25 protein-coding genes and 1 pseudogene are annotated in these 25,604 nt (G+C 52.4%); 13 read left to right on the top strand and 13 right to left on the bottom strand.

All coding sequences use genetic code 11. From position 1 onward, the window contains the following. The first annotated feature begins 122 nt into the window (after positions 1 to 122). Both tssB and tssC read left to right on the top strand, forming a co-directional pair. Complete coding sequence (tssB, locus tag LVJ88_RS08965) at positions 123 to 623, top strand: type VI secretion system contractile sheath small subunit (protein ID WP_054599929.1); 501 nt, start codon at positions 123 to 125, stop codon at positions 621 to 623. 37 nt (positions 624 to 660) lie between these two features. Then, positions 661 to 2,199, top strand: coding sequence for a type VI secretion system contractile sheath large subunit (gene tssC, locus LVJ88_RS08960; protein ID WP_085418440.1), 1,539 nt, complete (start codon positions 661 to 663; stop codon positions 2,197 to 2,199). Positions 2,200 to 2,440: 241 nt separating this feature from the next. On the opposite strand, the gene hemL is transcribed toward tssC, so the two are convergent. The 4 genes from hemL to folB form a co-directional block, all read right to left on the bottom strand. After that, on the bottom strand, positions 2,441 to 3,724 hold the full coding sequence (gene hemL / locus LVJ88_RS08955) for a glutamate-1-semialdehyde 2,1-aminomutase (RefSeq protein ID WP_085418441.1): 1,284 nt from the start codon (positions 3,722 to 3,724) through the stop codon (positions 2,441 to 2,443). Between the two features lie 488 nt (positions 3,725 to 4,212). Beyond that, positions 4,213 to 4,719, bottom strand: coding sequence for a hypothetical protein (locus LVJ88_RS08950; protein ID WP_085418442.1), 507 nt, complete (start codon positions 4,717 to 4,719; stop codon positions 4,213 to 4,215). Positions 4,720 to 5,003: 284 nt separating this feature from the next. Then, positions 5,004 to 5,624: a flavin prenyltransferase UbiX gene (locus LVJ88_RS08945; RefSeq protein ID WP_085418443.1), complete on the bottom strand. Its 621-nt coding sequence runs from the start codon at positions 5,622 to 5,624 to the stop codon at positions 5,004 to 5,006. A gap of 86 nt (positions 5,625 to 5,710) precedes the next feature. Then, the gene (gene folB / locus LVJ88_RS08940; RefSeq protein ID WP_085418444.1) at positions 5,711 to 6,064 is read right to left on the bottom strand and encodes a dihydroneopterin aldolase; all 354 of its coding nucleotides are present in this window, start codon (positions 6,062 to 6,064) and stop codon (positions 5,711 to 5,713) included. 61 nt (positions 6,065 to 6,125) lie between these two features. On the opposite strand from folB, the gene plsY reads away from it, so the two are divergent. The 3 genes from plsY to greA all read left to right on the top strand — a co-directional run bounded on the left by plsY (position 6,126) and on the right by greA (position 9,004). Continuing rightward, positions 6,126 to 6,749, top strand: coding sequence for a glycerol-3-phosphate 1-O-acyltransferase PlsY (plsY, locus tag LVJ88_RS08935; RefSeq protein WP_085356709.1), 624 nt, complete (start codon positions 6,126 to 6,128; stop codon positions 6,747 to 6,749). A 57-nt stretch (positions 6,750 to 6,806) separates the two neighbouring features. Continuing rightward, a complete protein-coding gene (locus LVJ88_RS08930) occupies positions 6,807 to 8,300 on the top strand; it encodes a patatin-like phospholipase family protein (RefSeq protein ID WP_085418445.1) in 1,494 nt (497 codons plus the stop codon). Between the two features lie 227 nt (positions 8,301 to 8,527). Next, positions 8,528 to 9,004 carry a transcription elongation factor GreA gene (gene greA / locus LVJ88_RS08925; RefSeq protein WP_054600320.1) on the top strand — a complete coding sequence of 159 codons (477 nt, stop codon included), beginning with the start codon at positions 8,528 to 8,530 and terminating at the stop codon, positions 9,002 to 9,004. 85 nt (positions 9,005 to 9,089) lie between these two features. On the opposite strand, the gene LVJ88_RS08920 is transcribed toward greA, so the two are convergent. The 7 genes from LVJ88_RS08920 to LVJ88_RS08890 all read right to left on the bottom strand — a co-directional run bounded on the left by LVJ88_RS08920 (position 9,090) and on the right by LVJ88_RS08890 (position 15,312). Beyond that, on the bottom strand, positions 9,090 to 9,857 hold the full coding sequence (locus tag LVJ88_RS08920) for an endonuclease/exonuclease/phosphatase family protein (protein WP_085418446.1): 768 nt from the start codon (positions 9,855 to 9,857) through the stop codon (positions 9,090 to 9,092). Between the two features lie 142 nt (positions 9,858 to 9,999). Next, positions 10,000 to 11,292: a 3-phosphoshikimate 1-carboxyvinyltransferase gene (gene aroA / locus LVJ88_RS08915; protein ID WP_244694143.1), complete on the bottom strand. Its 1,293-nt coding sequence runs from the start codon at positions 11,290 to 11,292 to the stop codon at positions 10,000 to 10,002. A 205-nt stretch (positions 11,293 to 11,497) separates the two neighbouring features. Continuing rightward, positions 11,498 to 12,463, bottom strand: coding sequence for an SPFH domain-containing protein (locus LVJ88_RS08910; protein ID WP_054600317.1), 966 nt, complete (start codon positions 12,461 to 12,463; stop codon positions 11,498 to 11,500). Positions 12,464 to 12,472: 9 nt separating this feature from the next. Beyond that, complete coding sequence (locus LVJ88_RS08905) at positions 12,473 to 12,901, bottom strand: NfeD family protein (protein WP_085418448.1); 429 nt, start codon at positions 12,899 to 12,901, stop codon at positions 12,473 to 12,475. A gap of 315 nt (positions 12,902 to 13,216) precedes the next feature. Further along, complete coding sequence (rlmB, locus tag LVJ88_RS08900; protein WP_085418449.1) at positions 13,217 to 13,966, bottom strand: 23S rRNA (guanosine(2251)-2'-O)-methyltransferase RlmB; 750 nt, start codon at positions 13,964 to 13,966, stop codon at positions 13,217 to 13,219. Between the two features lie 111 nt (positions 13,967 to 14,077). Further along, complete coding sequence (locus LVJ88_RS08895; protein WP_233127579.1) at positions 14,078 to 14,698, bottom strand: uracil-DNA glycosylase family protein; 621 nt, start codon at positions 14,696 to 14,698, stop codon at positions 14,078 to 14,080. Beyond that, positions 14,698 to 15,312, bottom strand: a complete 615-nt coding sequence (locus LVJ88_RS08890) for a riboflavin synthase subunit alpha (protein ID WP_085359859.1) — start codon at positions 15,310 to 15,312, stop codon at positions 14,698 to 14,700. Before LVJ88_RS08890 ends, LVJ88_RS08895 begins: the two co-directional genes overlap by 1 nt. Positions 15,313 to 15,411: 99 nt before the next feature. Here LVJ88_RS08890 and LVJ88_RS12615 point away from each other — a divergent pair. After that, positions 15,412 to 15,555: pseudogene (locus LVJ88_RS12615) on the top strand (lipoprotein signal peptidase); the annotation flags it as partial. Here LVJ88_RS12615 and LVJ88_RS08885 read toward each other — a convergent pair. Both LVJ88_RS08885 and LVJ88_RS08880 read right to left on the bottom strand, forming a co-directional pair. Next, positions 15,546 to 16,760 (bottom strand): multifunctional CCA addition/repair protein, encoded by a 1,215-nt coding sequence (locus LVJ88_RS08885; RefSeq protein ID WP_085418450.1) that lies wholly within the window; start codon positions 16,758 to 16,760, stop codon positions 15,546 to 15,548. The pseudogene LVJ88_RS12615 and the gene LVJ88_RS08885 overlap by 10 nt on opposite strands. A 133-nt stretch (positions 16,761 to 16,893) precedes the next feature. Next, complete coding sequence (locus tag LVJ88_RS08880) at positions 16,894 to 17,859, bottom strand: tRNA dihydrouridine synthase (RefSeq protein WP_085418451.1); 966 nt, start codon at positions 17,857 to 17,859, stop codon at positions 16,894 to 16,896. A gap of 158 nt (positions 17,860 to 18,017) precedes the next feature. On the opposite strand from LVJ88_RS08880, the gene argB reads away from it, so the two are divergent. The 7 genes from argB (at position 18,018) to LVJ88_RS08845 (ending at position 25,530) form a co-directional block, all read left to right on the top strand. Continuing rightward, entirely contained in the window at positions 18,018 to 18,911 is an 894-nt protein-coding gene (gene argB / locus LVJ88_RS08875; protein WP_054600311.1) for an acetylglutamate kinase, read from the top strand. Positions 18,912 to 19,039: 128 nt separating this feature from the next. Then, positions 19,040 to 19,990 carry a tRNA 2-thiocytidine(32) synthetase TtcA gene (gene ttcA, locus LVJ88_RS08870; RefSeq protein WP_085418452.1) on the top strand — a complete coding sequence of 317 codons (951 nt, stop codon included), beginning with the start codon at positions 19,040 to 19,042 and terminating at the stop codon, positions 19,988 to 19,990. A 397-nt stretch (positions 19,991 to 20,387) separates the two neighbouring features. Continuing rightward, positions 20,388 to 21,737: an aldehyde dehydrogenase family protein gene (locus tag LVJ88_RS08865; RefSeq protein ID WP_085356742.1), complete on the top strand. Its 1,350-nt coding sequence runs from the start codon at positions 20,388 to 20,390 to the stop codon at positions 21,735 to 21,737. 1 nt (position 21,738) lies between these two features. Beyond that, complete coding sequence (locus LVJ88_RS08860) at positions 21,739 to 22,479, top strand: toxin-antitoxin system YwqK family antitoxin (RefSeq protein ID WP_085418453.1); 741 nt, start codon at positions 21,739 to 21,741, stop codon at positions 22,477 to 22,479. Positions 22,480 to 23,145: 666 nt separating this feature from the next. After that, a complete protein-coding gene (locus LVJ88_RS08855) occupies positions 23,146 to 23,418 on the top strand; it encodes a FeoA family protein (RefSeq protein ID WP_054600308.1) in 273 nt (90 codons plus the stop codon). A gap of 88 nt (positions 23,419 to 23,506) precedes the next feature. Continuing rightward, a complete protein-coding gene (gene feoB, locus LVJ88_RS08850) occupies positions 23,507 to 25,384 on the top strand; it encodes a ferrous iron transporter B (protein WP_085418454.1) in 1,878 nt (625 codons plus the stop codon). Then, the gene (locus LVJ88_RS08845) at positions 25,384 to 25,530 is read left to right on the top strand and encodes a FeoB-associated Cys-rich membrane protein (protein ID WP_082403052.1); all 147 of its coding nucleotides are present in this window, start codon (positions 25,384 to 25,386) and stop codon (positions 25,528 to 25,530) included. Before feoB ends, LVJ88_RS08845 begins: the two co-directional genes overlap by 1 nt. Positions 25,531 to 25,604 lie beyond the last annotated feature (74 nt).

The following is a 25,604-nucleotide window of genomic DNA, read 5'->3' as shown; positions in this document are numbered from 1 at the left end:
GGTATATTTTCAAAACTGAGCGAATAGGATATTGATTCATTGCCGCGGTATGGTTTTTTAAAACGTGTACAAGGTTTTATCTTTGTATGATTTAAACAACAATCTTTAGGATAACGACGATCATGAGTAGCAAGAGTTTTCAAAACGAAGTACCGCCTGCGCGGATTAATATCAAATTGGATTTGCATACGGGCGGAGCGCAGAAGAAGGTGGAACTGCCTCTTAAATTATTGGTAGCGGGCGATTACAGTAACGGACAGGATCACCGCCCGCTTGCAGAGCGTGAAAAAGTTAACGTAAACAAAAACAACTTTGATTCGGTTCTTGCCGATTACAACCCGAAAGTGAATATCGCCGTTAAAAACACTTTGGCCGGCGACGGCAGCGATTTGAACGTGGATCTGAACTTCACTTCGATGGACGATTTCCATCCCGAACAGATTGCCAGAAGCGTTCCCGAACTGCGTGCTTTGCTGGCAATGCGTAACCTGTTGCGTGATTTGAAATCCAATTTGCTTGATGACGCCGGTTTCCGCCGTGAGCTGGAAACGATTTTGAAAGATGAATCGCTATCTAAAGAACTGCGTAACGAGTTGGAAAAAATCGCGCCGGTTGATAAGTAATTTCAGCAACGTGAGAATATTGAACAAGGAAAATAAAATGCAAAAAGTCCAGCAGGCTAAAACAACGGTTGTTGAAAAAACTGAAAATATTCAAAGCGGTAATATTTACGAAACACTTTGCCAAAAAATCAATTTAAATACCGTTGATTCTGTTATCGATATCGAGAAGTTCCAAAGCAATGAGAAAATGTCGGAATCTTCTGCCGATGAAAGGATTGCGGCGGCGGTTAACGTATTTTTGAAAATGGTGCAGGATTCTTCCCAAAAAGTGGAACGTCTTGACCGTAGTTTATTGGATTATCATATCGCTAGAATAGATGAAAAAATCAGCCGGCAATTAGATGAAATTCTGCATAACGAAGAATTTCAGAAAGTGGAATCGGGTTGGCGCGGTTTGAAATTTTTGGTTGACCGCACCGATTTCCGTCGCAACGTAAAAATCGAAATTCTGGATATTTCTAAAGAAGATTTGGTGCAAGACTTTGAAGATACGCCAGAAATTTCACAAAGCGGCCTTTACCGCCATACTTATACGATGGAATACGACACGCCGGGCGGAGAACCGATCGGTGCCATTATTTCCAATTACGAATTCGGCAGAAATCCGCAGGATATCGCGTTGCTCCGCAATATTTCCCGTGTTTCAGCTTCGGCGCACATGCCGTTTATCGGTTCGGTTGGCGCGGAGTTTTTCGGTAAAGAACATATGGAAGAAGTGGCTGCGATTCAGGATATTGCCAGCTATGTTGACCGTGCCGAATACATTAAATGGAAGAGCTTCCGTGAAAGTGAAGATTCGCGCTACATCGGTTTGACTTTGCCGCGCTTCCTCGCCCGTTTGCCTTATGGCAGCGACACAGTGCCGGTGCGCAGCTTTAATTATGAAGAGCAGGTTAAAGGCAATGATCACGAGCGTTATCTGTGGGCGAATGCTTCTTTCGCCTTTGCTGCCAATATGGTTCGCAGCTTTATTAACAACGGCTGGTGTGTACAGATTCGCGGTCCGCAGGCAGGCGGTTTGATTGAGGATTTGCCGATTCACATGTACGACTTGGGCACAGGCAATCAGGTGAAAATTCCTACTGAGGTATTGATTCCCGAAACGCGTGAATTTGAGTTTGCCAACTTGGGCTTCGTGCCACTCTCGTTCTATAAAAACCGTGATTACGCCTGCTTCTTCTCTGCTAACTCGGCACAAAAACCGGCTTTGTTTGAAACCAAAGAGGCAACGGCCAACAGCCGCATCAACTCACGCTTGCCGTATGTATTCTTATTGTCGCGTTTGGCTCACTACCTGAAGCTGATTCAACGTGAAAACATCGGCACTACTAAAGACCGCCGCATGCTCGAATTGGAGTTGAACACTTGGATTAGCGGTTTGGTAACGGAAATGACCGATCCGAGCGATGAATTGCAAGCTACCCATCCCTTGAGAGAGGCCAAAGTGATTGTTGAAGATATCGAAGATAATCCGGGCTTCTTCAAAGTGCGCTTGTATGCCCGCCCGCACTTCCAAATTGAGGGCTTGGATGTGAACTTGTCTTTGGTATCACAAATGCCGAAAGAAAAGAAATAAGTTTTGGTTATGCAAAAAGCACTCTGATGAAGAGTGCTTTTTTATACGAGGCCGTCTGAAAATTTCAGACGGCCTTTTTATTCTTATAGTTAATCCACTTAATTTTTAATAAAAGGCAGCAAGCTGCAGACAGTACAGTTGGCTCGCTTCAGCGGCTTACATCATCGTTCTCTTTGAGCTAAGGCGCAGCAACGCCGTCGTAAAAGTTAATGTGGATTGACTATATTTAAAGCCAATCATTTTATTTCGCCATCTCGGCAAACACTTCTTTGGCGGTGGCAACGGTTTCGTCTATCAATTCAGGCGTATGTGCCGCCGACATGAAGCAGGCTTCGTAAGCCGAGGGGCCGAACGCCACGCCGCGCTCGAGCATGCCGTGGAAGAAGCGTTTGAAATCTTCGATGTTGGAGCGGGTCATGTCGGCATAGCTTTGCGGCGTGCTGTCGGCAAAATAGAGGCCGAACATGCCGCCGACGTAATCGGCGCTGAAAGTAATACCCGCTTCTTTCGAGGCCGTCTGAAAACCGTTAACCAGTTGATCGGTGAGCTTAGCGAGGTTTTCGTAGAAGCCTTCGCGTTGGATGATTTCCAGCGTTTTCAAACCGGCGGCCACGGCCACGGGGTTACCCGACAGCGTGCCTGCCTGATACACGCCGCCGAGCGGGGAGATGCAGGCCATGATGTCTTTGCGGCCGCCGAACGCCGCCAACGGCATGCCGCCGCCGATCACTTTGCCCATGGTGGTTAAGTCGGGTTTGATGCCGTGCAGCGATTGCGCGCCGCCCAACGCCACGCGGAAGCCGGTCATCACTTCGTCGTAAATCAACACCGCGCCGTGTTGTTCGGTAAGCGAACGCAGCGCGTTGATGAAGTTTTCAGACGGCCTCACCAAGTTCATGTTGCCGGCAAACGGTTCGAGAATCACGCAGGCGATTTCGTTGCCGATTTGGGCGAAGGTTTCTTCGAGTTGGGCAACGTTGTTGTATTCCAAAACCAGCGTGTGTTGGGTGAAATCTGCGGGTACGCCGGCGGAGCTGGGATTGCCGAACGTGAGCAGGCCGCTGCCCGCTTTAACCAACAGGCTGTCGGAATGGCCGTGGTAGCAGCCTTCAAATTTGATGATTTTGTCGCGTTGGGTAAAGCCGCGTGCCAAGCGGATGGCGCTCATGGTGGCTTCGGTGCCGGAGCTGACGAGGCGCACCTGTTCCACGCTGGGCACAAGTTTGGCGATTTCTTCGGCAATCACGATTTCGCCTTCGGTAGGCGCACCGAACGACAACCCCCCCAAGGCTGCTTCGCGCACAGCTTCGATCACTTCGGGATGGGCGTGGCCGACAATCGCGGGCCCCCACGAGCCTACATAGTCGATATAACGGGTATCGTTTTCGTCCCAAACATATGCGCCTTGGGCTTTTTTGATAAAGCGCGGCACGCCGCCGACGCTGCCGAATGCGCGCACGGGCGAGTTGACGCCGCCGGGAATGATGGCTTTGGCACGGTTGAACAATGCTTCGTTGCGGTTCATGGGGTATCCTTTTGTCGAATAGATATTGGCACAGATATGGTCAATCAACTTAACTTACTGCGGCGTTGCTGTGCCTTAGTTTAAAGAGTGTACCGTCTGCGGCTTGCTGCCTTGCATTAAAATTGAGTTAATTGACTATAAAAGGCCGTCTGAAAAAACGAATGCGTTATTTTAGCAGCTTTGCTTTCAGGCGGCAGGCGACATCCGCCCTTGCATATATCTAAAGAGCGAACCGGCAAAGTAGAGAATGCTGTATCGGAGCGGGTGGCAACATGCCGTTAACGGCGCGGCTCGAATGATGCAGCTTGATTGAGTGGTGTGGGTTTGAATCAAAAATAATTGATGCCATAAATTGACCCGCACGAAAATGTGCGGATATTTTTTATAAGCTTTTACAGGCAGCGCATTTCATTTTATGTTGGGTATCGCTGCATTTAGTTTGTCATGAAATTGATTGCTTATTGCCGAATGTGCGGCTGATAGGTTGATTAAAAATCGGCCAGCTGCTGTTTCAATGCCATGCTGTTTTCAACCATATTGCCGCAATCTTCGATGAGATGCCCGGTTTCGGCGATTAAAAGATTGGCAGGTCGAACGGCGTGCAGGCTCATGCGGATTTCTGCCGGTGTAAACGGGATTTTGCGGGAAGCGGCGAAAGCTTGGGCGCGTTGGTTGGCTGCTTTCAACATCGGAAGCAGGGTAACATCGAGATGAAAGCGTTTAACGCCCAATACGATAATGCGAGCGGCAAACCAATCGGCTTCTTCGGTAAAGGTGTCGGGGCTGCGGTGGTTAAAATCATGACGCATGGCTGCGATTAAAGTGGCCACAGTACGGATTTGCGGCAAAAGTGCCTCGCTGATTTGAACACCGCCGGTTGAAACGGCCGGTGAGGCGAACAGGTCTGAACGGTGAACATTGCCGTTTACAATCAGGTGTATGGGTTGCAAAACGGTGGTCGGTTTTTCTAGGGTTGGCAACGTGGCGGTTTTCATTGTTATCTGCTCCTGTGATATGGGGAGTAACAGGCGGCAAAGCAATAAAAAGGCCGCCTGAATATTCGGGCGGCTGCTGTTTCGCGTTTGCTTGGTTTATCTGTGTTTCAGACAAGCGCAAAAGAGTACCGCACGTTTGTGTGGTACCAATAGTAATAAGCAAAGGGGCGAATGTTTAATGTGTTCATGGCGGCCAATGTAAATCAGGGTATTGGAGATTGTCAACTTTTATTTGGGTTTTTAAGTAGGTTTAATTTTTATCTTGTTGAAATTGTTTGTTAATTTTACTCTCCCCATTTTTTCATCAGTTGGTGGGGGATGCGCAGCTGGTCAAGAATGCGTGCAACCACAAAATCGATCATGTGGTCGAGCGTATCGGGGTGATGGTAGAAACCGGGGGAGGGCGGCAGGATAACCGCACCCAAGCGGGAAAGTTTGAGCAGGTTTTCCAAATGCAGGGTGGAAAGCGGCGTTTCGCGCGGCACGATAACCAACGGGCGACGTTCTTTTATGCACACATCGGCGGCACGTTCGATCAAGTGGTCTGAAGTGCCGTGTGCAATGGCGGCTACCACGCCCATGCTGGCAGGGCAAACAATCATGGCATCTGCGGGGTTGGTGCCGGATGCCGGCGGGGCGAACCATTCGTCTTTGCCGAATACGCGCAGCTGGGCAGGAGATACGTGATAGCGTTCGCACAAAACTGCCTGACATTCAGAGGGAGAAGCCGGCAGGGTGAGATTCATTTCTTGGCGGGCTACAATTTGTGCGGCTTGAGAATATAAAAGCCACACGGTTTTGCCGCTTTGCAGCAAACATTCAAGCAGGCGGATGCCGTAGGGCATGCCTGATGCGCCGGTAAAGGCGAGAGTAACGGTGTTTATCGGGTAATGGACTGTATTCATGGTGCGTGAAGCCGAGAATAATTTTCAGACGGCCTGTCTGTTAAAAAGGGGCGATAATAAATAATCGATCGGATTTAAAAAGTTTTTTAGATTTCTCTGCTGCGCTCGATTTCTACGCCGACTTCTTTTACATCGGCGAGGATGCCGGGTTTAACGATGCGTACACGCACCCACAGTGCGCCGAAATCCGACAAGATTAAACCTGCAACGTGTTCGGCCAGAGCTTCAAGCAGCAGAAACTGTTGGTTTTTAAGACTGCTGCGCACCGCTTCGCACACGTCGGCATAATGAACGGTGTCGTTGATGTTGTCGTCGGCAGCCGATTTTTCAGGAACGCCGATAACCACATCAAGAACCAGCGTCTGTTTTTGGCCGCGCTCCCAATCGTAAAGCCCGATAAGGGTTTCGGCTTTCATGCCGTATAAAAAGATTTTATCCATTTTGTGTTACGCCGTTTTCACGTTAAAATCACGGCTCCATTCTAAAACAAAAGTTTTTGCAATGTTTAATTTCTTGATGATTACTGCAGGTTATCTGATAGGCTCGTTGTCGTTTGCCGTGATGGTATCGAAATTTTACGGCATGGATGACCCGCGTACTTACGGTTCCGGCAATCCGGGGGCGACCAATGTTTTACGCAGCGGCAAAAAGAAGGCTGCGGCATTGACGCTGTTGGGCGATGCGTTGAAGGGGCTGCTGGCGGTTTTGCTGGCGCGCTACCTTCAGGAGCCGCTGGCATTGGACAACGCAACCATCGCTTTGGTGGCGGTTGCCGCTTTGGTGGGGCATATGTGGCCGCTGTTTTTCGGCTTTAAAGGCGGCAAAGGGGTGGCGACTGCTTTGGGCGTGTTGCTGGCTTTGTCGTGGCCGACTGCGCTGGTGTGTGCGCTGATTTGGCTGGTGATGGCGTTCGGATTTAAAGTGTCTTCGCTGGCGGCATTGGTTGCTACGGTAGCCAGCCCGATTGTGGCTTTTTTCTTTATGCCTTACGATTCGTGGATATGGTCTACCGCAGTGATTGCGTTGCTGGTGCTTTACAGGCATAAAACCAACATTAGAAACCTGTTGAGCGGCAAAGAAACGAAAATCGGGGAAAAAGCGGATAAATCCGAATCCGGAGAATAAATGTTAAAGCAGCCTCGGCTGCTTTTTTGTTTTGATTTGGTTTGAAGGAATGATGTGATGCGGAGTTTTTCAGACGGCCTGAAAAAATGTGCGGCCATATCGATTGCCTGTTTGCTGTCTTCTTGCGCACTGGTGCAGTTTCAACCGTTACAGACGATTGATAAGGTGGATACCGACAAAGGTTACCGTTTAGAAAAGGCATTGAGCCGGCGCGCTGAAGACGATACGTTTGTGGTGCTGATTTTTTCCGGCGGCGGCACGCGCGCGGCCGCTTTGGGTTACGGCGTGCTGGAAGAATTGAAAAAACAGCAGGTCAATATCGGTGGCAGGGAAAAAAGCCTGCTGGAAAATATAGATATGGTGTACGGCGTGTCGGGCGGTTCGGTGCTGGCGGCTTATTTTTCGATGCACGGCCCGGAAACCGTACCTGCTTTCGAGCGGCGTTTTTTGAAACAGAACTTTCAGCGTCAGTTTACCAAGCAGCTGTTTTCGCTTGCCAACGTGCCGCGCCTGACTTCGCCCGAATACGGCAGGGGGGATTTGCTGCAGGAACAGTTTGAGAATACGCTTTTCCGCGATGCCACTTTCGGCGATTTGGACAGAAAGCGAAAAGGCCCGTTTGCCGTGATTTCCGCCACGGATATGGCGGCCGGCAGCCGTTTGGATTTTACGCAGGAATATTTCGACATGATGTGCCTCGACCTCTCGCAGCTGCGGATTGCGCGGGCGGTGGCTGCTTCGAGTGCCGTGCCTTTGGTGTTCAGCCCGATTACCCTGAACAACAACGGCGGCAGATGCGGTTATATGGTTCCCGAAGAAGTGCAGAAAGCAACCGCCGTGCGCGGCGGCGGATTGCAAACCCAAACGAAACGCGAGTTTGTGCAGAGTTTTCTGCAATACAACGACAGCGTTAAGCGGCCTTACATTCATCTTTTGGACGGCGGGCTTACCGACAATCTCGGCCTGCGCGGCCTGCTCGACGTAGCCGATGCACGCTCGAGCAGTATGCTGCAACGCAAGCTCGACGACGAACATATCCGCCGCATCGTGATCATCAACGTGAATGCCCAAAACCAAATCAGCAGCCGTATCGACCAATCGGCCGCGGTTCCGGGTTTGACCGATGTGATCAATGCCGTTGTCGATATCCCGATAGACAGGTATTCGCAAGAATCGCTGCGCCGGTTCCGCGAGTTTGCAGACCAATGGAACAAAAGCATCGGTAAAGGTAAGAACCGCAGCCAAACCGGTATGTATTTCGTGAGCCTCAATCTGAGGGAATTGCCTGAGTCCCAGTTGAGGAAGAATGTATTGAATATTCCCACCACATTCTATTTGCCGCCCAACGACATCAACGATTTAAAAACCGCAGCACGCGCCTTGCTCCAACAATCGGCCGAATATAAACGGCTGCTGGCCGATTTGGCCGCCGACCCCGTCGAGCCGGAACGTGCGGTAAACAAGCCTGTGTGGTTTGTGGGCGAAGGGCCGCCGCTGCCCGGTTCGGATGTTCCCGTAGAATATGACGCGCAGTGGTTGAAGCCGCAATAATCGTGCCGCTTCACGAGGCTTTTGCAAAAGCCCCGGCAGGATAAACCCGCCCGCGCAACACTATTTGGGGCATAGGCGCCGGAAAGCTTTGCCTGAGAACGGGTTTTTGATACAATCCGTTTCCATACAACTTTTTAAAACAAGCCGCCGGTTTCAGGCGGCTTGTATTTTTATTTGCCTATTATTTCAGACGGCCTCCAAGCCGTTACAAACCGGAGAAAAGTTTCATGCAGAAAATTCCGTTAACCGTACGCGGTGCAGAATTGTTGAAAGAAGAATTACAACAGCTCAAAAGCGTTGCCCGCCCGCAAGTGATCGAAGCGATTGCCGAGGCGCGTTCGCACGGCGATTTGTCGGAGAATGCCGAATACGAAGCGGCCAAAGAGCGTCAGGGTTTTATCGAAGGCCGCATTGCAGAGGTAGAACATAAATTATCCATGGCACACATTATCAATCCCGCCGAAATCCACGCCGAAGGTAAAGTGGTGTTCGGTGCAACCGTAACCTTGGAAGATTTGGATACCGAAGAGCAGGTGCGTTATCAGATTGTGGGCGAGGACGAGGCCGATATCAAAGCCAATAAAATATACGTCGGCTCACCCATTGCCCGCGCCTTGATCGGTAAAGAAGAAGGCGATGTGGCGGAGGTTCAGGCTCCGGGCGGCGTGCGCGAATACGATATTGTTGCGGTGGAGTATATTTAACCGCTGTGTGTTTTATAGCTTTTAAATGACAACAGGCCGTCTGAAAACAATTTTTCAGACGGCCTGTTGTTATGCGGCAAACAGATTAAGGCTGTTTGATTCTCGGCAGCACTTTCACGCTCAAGGGCAGGTGGTCGGAGAGCAGCTGCCATTGCTTTTCTTTGTGGATTTGCGAATCGAGCACTTCGAGGTTGCGGGTGTAGATGCGGTCGAGGCTCAATACGGGCATGCGCGAGGGGAAAGTTTTGGGGCGTTTGCCGTTAGCATCCACAAACACTTCTTCGAGATTCAACGCCTTGCCCAATGCGGCGGCAGACTTGGAACGCCAGTCGTTGAAGTCGCCGGCGATAATCAGCGGGCTGTGCGGGTCAACCTGCTGGGAAACGTATTCGAAAATCGCCTGATACTGTTTCATGCGGTCGGGTTCGCGCAGGTTGAGATGGGCGCACAGGCACACGAGCGGGTGTTCCCAGTATTCGGGCTGAATCTCGCAATGCAGCACGCCGCGTTGCTCGAGTTTGTTGACCGTGATATTGAGATTGTGGCGGGTGTCGATGGGCATGTGGCTGAGAATCGCATTGCCGTGATGCCGTTCGGGGTAAACGGCGTTTTTGCCGTAGCTGCTGTTGAACGACAGATGCTCGCTGAGAATGTCGTAGTGCGGGCGGTGCGGGAAGTCGGGCAGTTTGATGCTGCGGGTTTGGTGTTCGCCTTGTACTTCCTGCAAGAATAGGATGTCTGAATTCAAACCTTGCAAGGCTTCGGCCATGCTGCTCACCTGTACTTTGCGGTTGAGTGCCGACATGCCTTTGTGCATGTTGTAAGAGGTAATGGTAACGGGTACGGGGGTCATAATGTGCTCGGTATTTGTTATTGTGTATTTTTGATTATATATCAATAGGCCGCTCGAAAATTCATATTTTACATAAGCATAGCTTTGTAAAAAGGCCGTCTGAAAACCATTGTTTCAGACGGCCGCGTTTATCGGTGTCGGTTTATTTTTGCAACGAAGCAAACACTTCGAAATAGGTGGGAAAGGTTTTGTGGGTGCATTTGGGATCGTTGATGACCACGGGCACGCCGAGCAGGGAAACGAGTGAGAAGCACATGGCCATACGGTGGTCGTCGTAGGTGTCGATTTCGGCGTCGGGCGTGAGCGCAGCGGGCGGAATGACGTGGATGGCTTCCGGCTCTTCGGTAACGGTTGCGCCGACTTTGCGCAGTTCCGCCGCCATCGCTGCGATGCGGTCGGTTTCTTTCACGCGCCAGCTGCCGATGTTGCGCAGGGTGCACGGTGCGCCGGTGGCAAGGGCAACGACGGCTAAGGTCATGGCGGCATCGGGAATGTGGTTGGCATCCAAATCAAAGGCTTGGATAGGGTGGCCGGCAGGGCGGGAGATTTCGATAAAATTGTCGCCCCACGTTACATCGGCACCGATTTTTTCCAACTCGCGGGCAAAAGCGACATCGCCCTGAATGCTGTTTTTGCCGATACCGGTTACGCGCACGGGTTCGCCGGAAAGCAGGCCGGCGGCGAGGAAATAAGACGCGCTTGAAGCATCGCCTTCCACATACAGATTTTCCGGCGCATGGTAGTGTGCGTCGGCAGGCAGCTTGAACACGCGGTAGTTTTGGTTTTCGACGTTAACACCGAATTGCGCCATCAGTTTTAGCGTAATGTCGATATAGGGTTTGGAAATCAGCTCGCCGACCATGTGGATTTCAAACGCTTGGCCGGTCAGCGGCAGCGCCATCAAGAGCGCGGTCAAAAATTGGCTGGATACGTTGCCTTTAATCGGAATCACGCGCACGCCGTTGTCGGTGCGTTCGCGGATGCGCAGCGGCGGATAGTGTTCGTTGCCGAGGTATTGGACATCGGCACCGGCCGTGCGCAGGGCATCGACCAAATCGCCAATGGGGCGTTCGTGCATACGCGGCACGCCGTGCAGGTGGTAGTTGCCGCCCAACACAGCTAAGGCTGCGGTAAGCGGGCGGAACGCCGTGCCTGCGTTGCCGAGAAACAAATCCGCCTCACGGTTGGGAAAACGCCCGCCCGTGCCGTGCACTTTCAGACGGCCTTCCGAGATAAATTCCAGTTGGACACCGAGTTTTTCCAAGGCTTCGAGCATGCGGTCGGTGTCGTCGGATTTTAATAAAGAATGGATTTCGCACACATTGTCCGACAATGCCGCCAAGAGCAGCGTGCGGTTACTGATGCTTTTGGAGCCGGGCAGGGCGACGGTGGAGGGCTTGAGTGTGGCGGCGGGCAGGCGGACGGATTCGGTCATTGTTTTTCTTTCCGTGAACGATAAAAAAGGGAAGCGGTATTATGCCTGTAATCGTGCGGCTTGGAAAACGGGTGCGAGGGGCGGGGGCGGCTTTTGTTGAGGCGTTCGGATTCGGTAGGCGCGCGAAACTGCCTGTTTAAAATATTTCAGACGGCCTCCGGTAAAGAGGCCGTCTGAACATCAAGCGTTGGGGCGGGAAGCCGGATTATTTCACCGTTTTATTGCCCTCGACAATTTTCAGTCCGGCAGAAACCAAGCTGCCGATGTCGGCCACGTTGGCGGGCATAATCAGCGTGTTGTTTTCTTTGGCCAGTTTGCTGAAGGCTTCTACATATTGCTCGGCCACTTTCAGGTTCACGGCTTCGTTGCCGCCCGGAGTTTGCAGGGCGGCGGCAATCAGGCGGATGGCATCGGCATTGGCCTCGGCCACCAAGCGCAAGGCTTCGGCTTCGCCTTGGGCGCGGTTGATGCGGGCGATTTTGTCGCCGTTTGATTCGTTGATGGCGGCCTGCATTTCACCTTCGGACTGTTGGATTTCGGCTTCGCGCTGGCCGCTGGCAAGGTTGATCTGCTCGATTTTGCGGCCTTCCGATTCGGCGATGCGGGCGCGTTTTTCGCGTTCGGCGGTAATTTGCGCCTGCATCGAACGCAGGATTTCTTGCGGCGGCACCAAGTCTTTGATTTCGTAGCGCAACACTTTTACGCCCCACGATACGGCGGCTTCGTCGAGCGCGGAAACGACGATGCTGTTGATTTCGTCGCGCTCTTCAAAGGTTTTGTCCAATTCCATGCGGCCGATAACCGAACGCAGCGTGGTTTGGGCAAGCTGGGTAATCGCCATGATGTAGTTGCTCGAGCCGTATGAAGCGAGTTTCGGGTCGGTTACTTGGAAATAGATGATACCGTCGACGGTGAGCTGGGTGTTGTCGCGGGTAATACATACTTGGCTCGGCACGTCGAGCGGGATTTCTTTCAACGTGTGTTTGTAGGCGATGCGGTCGATAAACGGAATCAGGATGTTCAGGCCGGGATTAAGGATTTTGTAGAAGCGGCCCAAGCGTTCGACTACATAGGCTTCCTGTTGCGGCACAACGGTAAACGATTTGAAGCCGAATACGACAACGGCAATAAGAATCAGGATGGGAAAGCTGAGAAACAGGCTGAAATCCATGGTTTTTCCTTAGTTTGATGATGAATGCAGATGAATAAGCAGAATATTGCCGTTTTTGCCGGTGATAACGGCGGTTTGTCCGGCAGCGTGATCGGCACCATTGTCGGCCTGAGCCTGCCACACGGTGCCGCGGTAATGCACTTCATACAGATTGCCGTGCAGGTGGCGGTTGATTTGCACGGTTTGCCCGATGTCCAAATCGTTGCGGGCGGATTCTTCCACGGGCGGGCGGCGGTGTTTTTTAATCCAGCCGTGCGCCCACCACACGCCCGCGGCGGCCAGCACGGCGGCGGTAATGATGCTGGCGGCGAGGCTGTCGAACAGCCAAGCGGTCAAGCCTGCGCCGAACAGGGCGGCGCTGACCACCAACAGATAAATCGTGCCGACAAACAGTTCGACAATCAGCACCAATACGGCGGCGATAAACCAAGCAATCATAGGTTGCCCCCTTTGTTGTTTCAATCGGGTAGATGATAAAGGCTCTCGGCGAAAATTCAATGTTTTCGGCGGGAACGGTAAAAAGGCCGTCTGAAAAGGTTTAAGCAAAAAGTATCGTTAATCTACTTAACAACAAAACCGTCTTAACAACAAAACCGTCATACTCGGGCTTGACCCGAGTATCTCCTAAATTTGCTGAAACTTAAAATACTCGGGTAAAGCCCGAGTATGACGGATGTACTATTTTTAAGTTGATTGACTATATAAACGGTTTGCGTAAAGAGTTTTCAGACGGCCATTTTGAATGGAAACGGTTTATTTCTCGGCGCTCAACACCCGTTGGCGGCGGGTCTCGCTCAATACCATGCCCGCCGTTACCGATACGTTCATGCTTTCCACCGTGCCGAACATGGGCACGGAAACGAGCATGTCGCAATGTTCGCGGGTGAGGCGGCGCATGCCTTCGCCTTCGTTGCCCATCACCCATGCGATGCTTTCGGGCAGCTGGGCGTGATACAGATCGGCCTCGCCGCCCATGTCGGTGCCGACTACCCAGATGCCGTATTCTTTCAATTCGCGCAGGGTGCGGGCGAGGTTGGTTACGGTGATGTAGGGCACGGTTTCGGCCGCGCCGCAGGCCACTTTGCTCACGGTGGCGTTCAGCCCCGCGCTTTTGTCTTTCGGCGCAATCACGGCGTGAACGCCCATTGCGTCGGCGGTACGCAGACATGCGCCGAGGTTGTGCGGGTCGGTGATGCCGTCGAGCACCAGCAATAGTGCCGGTTCGCGCAGGTTTTCCAACACGTCTTCGAGGTGGACGTGGTTTTTGGATGCGTCGATAAAGCCGACTACCCCTTGATGGCGCGCGCCTTTGCTGATGGTGTTTAAGCGTTCGGCGGCGGCGAAATGCACGCGCACGTTTTCGGCGGCGGCTTTTTCCAGCACGTCGCGGGTGCGGGCATCGTGTTTGCCTTCTTGGACATACAGCTCGGTAATACTTTTCGGGTTTTGCCACAAGCGGGCGTTAACGGCGTGAAAGCCGTAGATAAGTCGTTGGTTTGCCATGTTTTGCTTTGTGTGAAAGTTTCAGACGGCATTATACAGGGTTTGGGCGGCACAGGGCTTTCGAGGCCGTCTGAAAAACAGGTGGGTGTAAAGGGTAATAAGGTTGGCGTTTTATGGGTTTGCCAAGCCGATTTCGCGGAAAAACGCACCGTAGGCTGCGGCTTTTTCCGCCAGCGGCAAAGGATAGGCGCGCGATGACGACGGCAGGCGGTACAGGCGCAGCGGCCTGCCGGCAAATTCGGTTTCGGAATACCGGCCGATGGCGGGTTTGGCGGTTTCAGACGGCATCAGCGAGAGCAGGGTGTCGGTAGCCAGTTCGCCCGTGGTCATCACGGTTGTGCACTTGGGCATGATATTGAGCAGCGCGGCCAAATCCACCGGCTTCACAATCTGCAAAAACTTGTCGGAAGCGTTGCCCTGCAAACGGATAACCTGATGCGCCGTATCGCCGACGGCGATGCCGCGTTCGGTGAGAAAGCTGCGGATAAGCGCTTCTTTAAAGGCTTTGCCGCCGGGTTCGACAAAATAATCTTTGTCGCCGAAAAACACCAAGCCGAAAATCCGCCACATGTCGTTTTGAAAATTGGGGTAGTAAAAATCCATTTTCCAGCGGGCGCGCGGCGGCGGAAACGAACCGAGCATCAGCAGGGTGGCGTTTGCGGGCGCGAACGGGGCGAGCGGGTGGGTTTCAACGGTCGGGTTCATGGCGGCTGCCGCAGTCAGTTTGGGCATCAGCTTTGCTGCGCCGACATAATCCGTGCAACGGTATCAACCACGGCTTGGGTTTGCGGGTCGATTTCTATATTCACAAGGTCGCCCGCTTGGCGCGTGCCGAACAATGTGCGTTGCAGGGTTTCGGGAATCAGATGCACGTTGAATTCGGTGTCGGTTACGCTGCCGATGGTAAGGCTGCAACCGTCCAGCCCCACAAAACCTTTGGTCAGGATATAAGGTTTCAGCTCGGGCGGCAGGGCAAACCATATGGTGCGGTTGTGTTCGCTCTCTTCGATGCGGGTAATCGGGGTAACGGCGATAATGTGGCCGCTCATCACATGGCCGCCGATTTCGTCGCCGAAGCGGGCGGCGCGCTCGAGGTTGACCGGGCTGCCGGTTTCCAATGCGCCGAGGTTGGTTTTGGACAAGGTTTCCGCCATCAGGTCGAAATCGACTTGGCGGCCGTTGATGCGGGTAATGGTAAGGCAGCAGCCGTTATTGGCTACCGATGCGCCGATTTGCAGGTTGTGTGCCATGTCTTCGGGCAGCTCGACCGTGTAGGTGCAAAAGTCGGCGGAAGGCGCATCTTTGGCGACAATGCGCCCCATGCCTTGTACGATGCCTGTGAACATTTTGATTCCTTAAAAAACGAAAAAACTAAAAAAACGGATGAAAGGCCGGTAAAGCGGCGGTTTATGAGGTGGCGGAACCCTCGCAGTAGGCCGAGACCTTTGCAAAACCCTCATCTGCGGCGCATTTCTGCGTTGTGCGCTGCTCGCTCGTTTGCCTATCTATATGATATGTCTGCACTCGCTGTGCTGCTACGCCTTGAACTGCATCCACATCTGAGGGTTTTGCAAAGGTCTCAGGCCGCATGCAGCGGTTTGATTTTTTCCAGCCGCGCCCTATCAATTGCTTCGGCAATTTTGTGCGGCGCATCGGCGTGGGCGGCGGCGATTTCGGCGGTGTTGATGCTGTTGGCGGCATCAAGCAGAGCCAGCCAGTGTTCGCGCTGCGGGTAGGGTTCGTTTTCGCGGTTCAGACGGCCTTGCGTATCGGCCACGCAAACGTTTAAGGCCGTCTGAAAACGTTCGGGCCGTCTGAAAGCATCGGTTTGTTTCAGGGTTTTCAACACGGTTTGTGCTTTCAGGTTTTCGACGCTGTGCAACATGATGTGCCAGCGGCAAACCAGTTCGGCCAATTCGGAACAGGCTTTGGGCACTTTCCAGCGGGCGTTGACGGCGCGCACGGGCGTTACGCCCGCTATATCGTGGCCGTGGTGTTTGGGCAGAATGTCGGCGGGTGTGAGTGCTTTGCCCAAGTCGTGCAGCAGGGCGGCGTAGCGTTCGGGCAGGGTCAAGCCCATGTCGGCGGCGCGTTGCAATACCATCAGCGTGTGGATGCCGCTGTCGATTTCGGGGTGGTAGTCGGCGCGTTGCGGCACGCCGAAAAGGGCGTCCACTTCGGGCAGCAACACTTTTAAAGCCCCGCATTCGCGCAGGATTTCGATCATTTTGCGCGGCTGTTTTTCCATCAGCCCTTTGGCCAATTCCTGCCACACGCGTTCTTCTACCAAAGCATCGGCTTCACCGTCGCGCACCATCTGTTTCATCAGCTCCATGGTTTCGGGGGCAACGCTGAAACCGTAGCGGGCGGCAAAACGGGCGGTGCGGAGAATGCGCACGGGGTCTTCGGCGAAGGCTTTGGAAACATGGCGCAAAACGCCGTTGCGCAAATCTTCTTGGCCGCCGAAAGGGTCGATAATCAGGCCGTCTGAATCTTGTGCCATGGCGTTGATGGTGAGGTCGCGGCGCATTAAATCTTGCTCGAGGGTAACGTCTTTATCGGCGTAAAAAGCGAAACCGGCATAACCTTTGGCAGTTTTGCGCTCGGTGCGGGCGAGGGCGTATTCTTCGTGGCTGTCGGGATGCAGAAATACGGGGAAGTCTTTTCCGACGGGCTGGAAGCCTTGCGCCAACATCGCTGCGGCATCGGCGCCGACAACAACCCAATCGCGGTCGGTAACGCTGATGTTCAATAAAGTATCGCGGACTGCGCCGCCGACAAGGTAAATCTGCATGGTGTGATCAGGCCGTCTGAAAAAGTATCAGGCCGTATCTTAACTGATTCCGAATGATTTTTCAGACGGCAGCTAAGAGCCTGAGTGAGAGAGGGAATGTGATTTAATGGATAACACCAAAAGCCGTTGATATTTAACGGCGTTGCGCCTGTTCAAACGCAATCAATACGTTTTTCACTTCGTCCGCTTCTTTCAATGTGCGGATGCGTTCAAACAATTCCTGCGCTTGCGGATACACTTTCTTCATCATGCCCAGCCATTGTTTCAAGCGGGCGACGGGGTATTTGTTGTTGGCTTCTTTGGCGAGGCACAGGTCAAAAAACAGGTTTATCCAGCCCGCGATTTCGCCGAAATCCGCTTCGGTAACGCTTTCGCCGCGCTCAAACTGCTTAATCTGCCGCGCCAAATCCGGCCGCATCACCGCGCCGCGCCCGAGCATCACGCTGCTGCAACCGCTTACCTCTTTAATGTCGAGATAGTCCTGCAAGGCAAACACATCGCCGTTGGCCGTTACCGGAATCTGCACGGCCTCGCGGATTTTACGCACCCATTCCCAATGCGCGGGCGGTTCGTAGCCTTCCACTTTGGTGCGCGCATGTACGGTCAGGCCGCAGGCGCCGCCTTCTGCAATGGCGGCGGCACATTCGAGCGCGAGCGTTTTGTCTTCAAAGCCCAAACGCATTTTGCCGGTGAGCGGAATATGGTCGGGCAGGCTTCGGCGCAAAGTGCGGACGATATGGTGAATCAGCTCCGGCTCTTTCAACAGCACCGCGCCGCCTTTATGTTTGTTGACGGTGGGCGCGGGGCAGCCGAAATTAAGGTCGATTTTGTCGGCGCCGAAACGCACGGCTTCGAGCGCGTTTACCGCCATGTTGTCCGCATCGCTGCCTAGAAGCTGCACGGTGCAGGGTACGCCGGCGGGCGTTCGGTTGTTGCCGGCGATTTCCGGCACATGTTTCAGCCAAGTCTGGCGCGAGTGCACGGTATGGGTAATGCGCACAAATTCGCTCACGCATTCGTCGAACCCGCCGATACGGGTCAGCAGGTCGCGCATCACATCGTCCACCAGCCCCTGCATCGGGGCAAGAATAAGCTGCATAATTGAAAAGGCCGTCTGAAAAACCGCTTATTTTATCGCAAACCGCAGCAGAGGGCGGTTGTTGTTTTTATTATCTCTATACTTTAACATGTGTGGCCGAGAAATCGGCAGCTTCTAGGCCGTCTGAACATAGACTGTACACACTCAAGGGAGAAATGATGAGCGACACCCAACACATTTCCGCTTCGGAAAAAGCAGCGATTCTTTCCGAAGCCCTGCCTTATATCCGCCGCTTTTCCGGCAAAACCATCGTGATCAAATACGGCGGCAACGCCATGACCGAGCCGCATCTGAAAGAAGGTTTTGCCAAAGATGTGGTGCTGCTGAAATTTTGCGGCATCAACCCCGTGATTGTGCACGGCGGCGGCCCGCAGATTAACGATATGCTCAATAAAGTGGGCAAAGAAGGCACGTTTATTCAGGGTATGCGTGTAACCGACAGCGAAACGATGGACATTGTAGAAATGGTGCTCGGCGGCCATGTGAACAAAGAAATCGTGTCTATGCTCAACCAGCACGGCGGCAAGGCCGTGGGCGTAACCGGCCGCGACAGCCATTTTATCCGCGCCAAAAAACTGTTTATCAACACGCCCGAACGCAACGGCGTCGATATCGGCCAAGTGGGCGTGGTGGAAAGCATCGACTGCTCGCTGATTAAAGGCATCATCGGTTACGGCCATATCCCCGTGGTTGCGCCCATCGGTGTGGGCAGAAACGGCGAAGCGTTCAATATCAATGCCGACTTGGTGGCAGGCAAACTGGCAGAAGAGTTAAATGCCGAAAAACTGCTGATGATGACCAATATCGCCGGCGTGATGGATAAAGAAGGCAACCTGCTCACCAACCTCACCCCCAAGCGTATCGACGAATTGATTGCCGACGGCACGCTCTACGGCGGTATGCTGCCCAAAATCAGCTCGGCGGTGGAAGCGGCGGTGAACGGCGTAAAAGCCACGCACATCATCGACGGCAGAGTGCCGAATGCGCTGCTGTTGGAAATTTTTACCGATTCGGGCATAGGCTCGATGATTTTGGGCGGCGAAAAAGCATAAAGCGCTGCCGAACAGAGTGAAAACCTGCTTCATCAACAGAGAGGCCGTCTGAAAAAGCCCGCAGCTTTTTTCAGACGGCCTCCTAATATTTAAGGTACAATCCGGCCTTTGTTTTTCACGTTTCAGCCATGTCTAAGAAACCCAAACACGAATTAGAAAACAACAAGTTAAATAAACGCCTGCGCCATGCCGTGGGCGATGCCATCAACGATTTCAACATGATCGAGCAGGGCGACAAAATCATGGTCTGCTTGTCGGGCGGCAAAGACAGCTACGCCTTGCTGGACATTCTGCGCCAGTTGCAGGCCAGTGCGCCGGTCGATTTCGAGCTGATTGCCGTCAACCTTGACCAAAAGCAGCCCGGCTTTCCCGAACACGTTTTGCCCGAATACCTCGAAAGCATCGGCGTGCCTTACAAAATCATCGAAGAAGACACTTATTCCGTGGTCAAGCGCGTGATTGAAGAGGGCAAAACCACCTGTTCGCTGTGCAGCCGCCTGCGCCGCGGCGTGCTCTACCGCGTGGCCAAAGAACTGGGCTGCACCAAAATCGCGCTCGGCCACCACCGCGACGACATTCTCGAAACCCTGTTTCTCAACATGTTTTACGGCGGCAAACTCAAAGCCATGCCGCCCAAGCTGGTGAGCGACAACGGCGAGCACATCGTTATCCGCCCGCTGGCCTATGTGAAAGAAAAAGACTTGGAGCGTTATGCCGAGTTGAAGCAGTTTCCGATTATTCCATGCAACCTGTGCGGCTCGCAGCCTAATCTGCAACGCCAAGTGATTAAGGAAATGCTGCAAGATTGGGACAAACGTTTCCCCGGCCGCATCGAATCCATGTTTTCCGCCCTGCAAAACATCGTGCCTTCGCATTTGGCCGATACCGAACTTTTCGACTTTGCCGGTTTGGAACGCGGCCAAACTTTACGGCACGGCGGCGATTTGGCATTCGATAAAGAAACCGTGCCGCAACAGTTTTCAGACGGCTCTAAGCGCGACGGCAGCGAAATCATGATCTCCCCCGAAGTGCCGGTTAAAAAAGTGATCAACATACTGGCCAGCAAACCGAAAAACTGAATGCAACGGTTATCAAACCGAATATTTTGCGGGGTATGCCTGTTTCCATACTTGGGCGCCCCCGATATGGATGATGCTTAATTAATATGGTCAATCAGCTTAACTTGCTACGGTAAGGCGCAGCAATGCCGCAGTAAAAGTCAAGTTGGTTGGCCATATCGCGTGTTTTCAACGAAAACACCACTTTCATCAAGACTTTAAACAGGCTCTTGGGGTACAATAAATCTGTTAACCGTCAATCCGAAAAACATTCATCGAAAACCAAACAGCCGATTATATGAGCAGAAAGCCGTTTAACGGTGTTTTCAGACGGCATCCGTCATTAACTTATAAAATTCTCACTCACAATAATTTTTATATTCCGGCGTATTGATTGCCGCATTTTTCGGAGCTGCCCGTGTTTTTCAGCACACATATTTTAAACGGAGAAACCTTATACGAGCGCGAAGCTCAATCGTGGGAAGAGTTTGAATACCGCTTGCGGCGTTTGAGAAAACGCCAGCAGGCTTTTGCGGCGCTTACGGTTGAAGAGCGTTCCGCACTGCTTTACGCCTTTGCCGACCGGCTCGAAGCCAACCGCGGCCGTTTGGCCGTGATGATTTGCGAAGAAGTCGGCCGCTGTTTGCGCGAATGCAAAGCCGAGTTGAACAAATCGGTTGAACTGGTGCGTTATTACGCGCGCAAAGCGCCTGAACTGCTGGCACATAAAACTATTGAGACTCAAGCCAGTCTAAGCCAAGTAAGATTCGAGCCTTTGGGCGTGGTGTTTGCCGTGATGCCGTGGAATTATCCGGTTTGGCAGATACTGCGTTTCGCTATTCCCGCCTTGTGCGCCGGCAATGCCTGCATGGTCAAACCCGCGCCGAGTGTGGGCAGGGTAACCGAAGCCCTGTTTGAAATCATCGGAGCCGATCTGCCGATGGATGTGGCATGGTTGGATCATGCCGAAGTGCGCCGCGCCGTTGCCTGCACCGATGCGCTGGCCTTTACCGGTTCTGCCGAAACAGGGCGGCGGTTGGCGGCTCAGGCCGGTTTGTATTTGAAGAAAACCGTGATGGAACTGGGCGGCAGCAATGCCTTTATCGTGATGTCGGATGCCGATTTGGCGCAAGCCGCCAAAGATGCGTGCTATTCTCGCTTTCGCGATGCCGGGCAATCGTGTAATGCCGCCAAGCGCATTATCGTTACCGAATCGGTAGCAGAAGAGTTTATCGCCCTGTTTCTTGCCGAATGTGCCAAGCTGAAAACGGGTGACCCGATGGACCCCGATACCACATTGGCACCGCTGCACCGCCGCGATTTGCGCGAGCGCATCCATTCGCAGGTAATCGATGCGCTGGTGAACGGCGCAACCGTGCTTCAAGGCGGGCAGATACCGGAATGCAGCGAGCAGGGTTGGTTTTATCCCGCCACGGTGTTGGATCATGTAAACCACAACTGCCGTGTTTACCACGAAGAAGTATTCGGCCCTGTGGCCGTGATTATGCGGGCGTTGGGCGAAGAACACGCTATTGCGCTGGCCAACGACAACCCCTATGGTTTAGGGGCCAGCATTTATTCGCAAGACCATGAAAAAGCTTGGGAATATGCAACTAAGCTGCAAACCGGTGCGGTGTATATCAACCGCCATACCAGCAGTGATCTGCACCTGCCTTTCGGCGGCGTGAAAGATTCGGGTTACGGCAGGGAATTGTCGGAATTCGGCATTTACGAATTTGTTAACGTGAAATCTTATTGGCAAAAATAATATGAAATCAATATGGCATACAGGGCTTAAAGCGTTGCTGCTGGCGGGTTTCCCGCTGGCCTCCGCCGCGCAGATGCAAGAACTGTATTTCAACCAGCAAGGGCAGATTACCGCGAATATGTCGTCGGTGGCCTATGTGCGCCAGTATGAAGTGAAAGACGGCATTGCCCAAGCACAAGATTTCTATTATCCCTCGATGAAGAAATACTCCGACCCCTACCAAGTGGCGGCGGGGCAAATCAAAAGTTTCGTGCCTGCACCCCATAACGGTGTGCTGACCTTGTGGCATTTCAACGGCCAGAAGAAAATGAGCGGCCGCTATAAAAACGGCAAGCCCGACGGCGTGTGGATAAACTGGTATCCCAACGGTAAAAAATCCGCCGTAATGCCTTATGTGGAAGGCCGCAGCGAAGGCACGGGGTCGCGTTATTACCGCAACGGCAACAAAGAAAGCGAAATCCAGTTTAAAGACAACAAAGCCAACGGTTATTGGAAGCAATGGTATGCTAACGGCCAGCCCAAAACAGAAATGATGATGGTGGAAGACAAACCCAACAGCATCGTCAGTTGGAACGAAAACGGCTTGCTGCTTACCGAAATCACGATGGAAGGCGGTAAGCGCAACGGCATTGTGCTGGATTGGCATCCCAACGGAGCGAAAAAATCAGAAGCGGTGTATTTGAACGGTTCTTTGATTAAAAAAACGGTGTGGGATGAAGACGGTTATGTGCTGTCGGATTGATTGCAGAATTATATATAAACAAAAAGGCTGCGGGCGGCATACCGGCAGCCTTTGTTTTGCCTGAGTCAGACAGAAAAATCGCTCCGGTTGCGGGAATGGTTTCCCGGAGAGCCGATGCCGGCTTCTGGCCGTCTGAAAATATTTGGGCGGAAACCGGCGCGAGTTTATTTGCGATATATAGCCGAGCCGCTCAAAGAATACACGCTTCGTAGTTTGGCTTGATTCGGGCATGGCCGCAAGGTTGCTGAAATTGAGCGGTTTAACGATATATCGGCGGCTGGTTCTTCAAAACCGCTTCATAAACTAAGCGGCATGTCCTGATCAATTAAATGATCACTCTCTTTTCTTCTGATATAGCTCAAAAAAATGTCGATTTGTTTTCAGACGGCCTCATCGGGCGCTGAAGGCAGATTGAGCAGCATTTATTTGTAATATCTTGATTCTTTATTTCTTTATCTGATTTTTTCTTAAAGTAGCGGTTTGGTTTGCGTATTTCTTTCTAGTGGAGAAGAAATTCATCTTTCATTGCAAATCCAACTAAAAAACATTAAGATACAGTTATAAATAAATAAAAATTAATATCATAAACAAAGGTTGATTCAATCACGTTCAGGGTTTCCCGTCTTAAAGCTTAACTTTTTTACGAACACAAGAAAGTAGGCTTTTATGTCTGTTGTACCACTCTCCCAATTAGCTAAAGGCACTTGTGCCCATATTGAATCCATTGGCGAAAATCCCGTTTTCGGAGAATTAGACGCTTTGGTCAGCCGCCGTTTGGCCGACTTGGGCTTTTCCAACGGCATGCCGTTAATGGTTATGGCGGTCGGCGTGCTCGGAAAAGGGCCTTTCGCCGTGCGCTTGGGTAATCAATCGCAATTTGCTTTGCGCGCGCCCGAAGCGGCCAAAGTGATGTGCAGGGTCGTTACCGACCATTTCTGATGCCTTTTGCATCATTTTTCGATTTCAGAATGTTCAGACGGCCTCCTGCTTGAAAGGGTGTCGGACACGAATAATGAAAGGATCAAACATGAGCGCGCAAGCGTCAGCTTTAAGCTATTTTGCTTTGGTGGGTGCGCCGAATTGCGGTAAAACCGTATTGTTTAACGGCCTTACCGGTGCGCATGCCAAAGTAGCCAATTATCCGGGCGTAACGGTGGATAAACGGGAAGGTGTGTTTATCGACGATACGTCTGTTCATATTATCGACCTGCCGGGTACATACAGTCTGCGTACCACCAGCCCTGATGAAGCGGTGGCGCGCGATGTGGTGCTGGGTAAGCTCGGCCAGCAGCCCGATGCGATTATTGCGGTGGCGGACGCAACAAACCTGCGGATGACGTTGCGGATGATGCTGGAGCTGAAAACGCTCGGGCTGCCGATGGCCGTTTCGCTGAATTTGAGCGATGTGGCACGTTCGCGCGGTTTGAAAATCGATGCCGATAAATTGAGCAAGTTGCTGGGCGTGCCGGTTTTGGAAACGGTGGCGGTTAGTAAAGAGGGCATTCGCGCCGTGCGCGAAGCGGTGGCGAAACTGCCGCGCAGCAGTGTCCACCCCATCAATGTGGAAGAAGCGGAGAACACCCTTAACCGGCTCGACAGTAACGAGCTTTATGCCCAAGTGGAAGATATTTTGCGGCAGGTAGTCAGCACGGAAATGAAGCTGCCGGAATGGCACCGCCGTTTGGATAATATCGTGCTGCACCCGATATGGGGTTTTGCCATTTTGCTGGTGATTCTGCTGCTGGTGTTCCAAGCCGTGTATTCGTGGTCAGAGCCTTTGATGGGGGCGATCGAAGAAGGCTTCGGCATATTCGGCGAATGGGTAACGACCGTGGTGCCGGCAGGTATTTTGCAGGATTTGCTGGTAAACGGTGTGATTGCCGGTATCGGCAGCGTGCTGGTTTTTCTGCCGCAAATTACCATTCTTTTTGCGTTTATTTTGTTGCTGGAAGATTCTGGTTATCTGCCCCGTGCCGCTTTTTTGCTCGATAACGTATTGTCGAAAACCGGGCTTTCGGGGCGTTCGTTTATTCCTTTGTTGTCGAGCTTTGCATGTGCCGTGCCTGCCGTTATGTCGGCGCGCACCATTCACGACCCGCGCGAACGGCTGATTACCATTATGATTGCGCCGATGCTCACTTGCTCCGCACGCCTGCCGATTTATGCGCTGATTATTGCGGCGGTCATACCCAACCGAACGGTAATGGGCGTGTTTAATCTGCAAGGGCTGACTTTATTCGGGCTTTATGTGGCCGGTATTGTTTCGGCGGCGGCAACCGCTTATGTGATGAAGTTTTTTGCGCGCAGCAAAGAGGGTATCAAGCAGTTTCCGCTGTTAATGGAACTGCCCACCTTCCGCATGCCTAATTTCAAGCATATTGTGATCAGCTTGTGGGATCGCGTAAAAGCGTTTTTAAAACGTGCCGGTACGATTATTTTTGCGTTGAGCGTGATATTGTGGGCATTGGTGAGCTTTCCTGCGCCGCCTGCCGGTGCAACGGGCGCGGCGATCGATTACAGCTTTGCAGGAACGATAGGCCATTTTATCGAGCCTTTGTTTGCACCTTTGGGCTTCACTTGGCAGATGTGTATCGCGATGATTCCGGGTATTGCCGCCCGCGAAGTGGTGGTGGCTGCTTTGGGTACGGTGTATGCCGTGGGTGCCGGTTCGGAAGATGCCGTGCAAAACGCGCTGATTCCGATTGTGCACAACAACTGGGGGCTGCCGACCGCTTTTGCGTTCTTGGCTTGGTATATTTACGCGCCGATGTGTATGGCCACATTGGCGGTAATCAAGCGTGAAACCAAATCGGCACGGAAAACCTTTATGATCACGGCGTATCTGTTCGGGCTTGCCTATGTGTTTGCTTTCGTTGTGTATCAGATTACTTCGAGGATAGTGTGATGGAGCAATACATGATTGTGGGTGCGATTGTGCTGCTGTGCACCCTGTATATTCTGAGAAAATTTGTGTTCAAGCCGAAAAACAGCGGTTCGGCCTGCGGCGGTTGCGACCGTTGCGGCGGCAATAAAGGCGGCGGTTGCCATTGATTATGGCGCAGGCTGGCGTGGGAGAGGGTTAATAAGGCAAAAACAGATAGGGCAAATAAACTTTGTTTGTGTTA

Origin of the sequence: Neisseria dumasiana, from assembly GCF_022870885.1 — a bacterium.
Taxonomy (GTDB): domain Bacteria; phylum Pseudomonadota; class Gammaproteobacteria; order Burkholderiales; family Neisseriaceae; genus Neisseria; species Neisseria dumasiana.
This window is presented reverse-complemented; position numbering and strand designations above follow the sequence as displayed.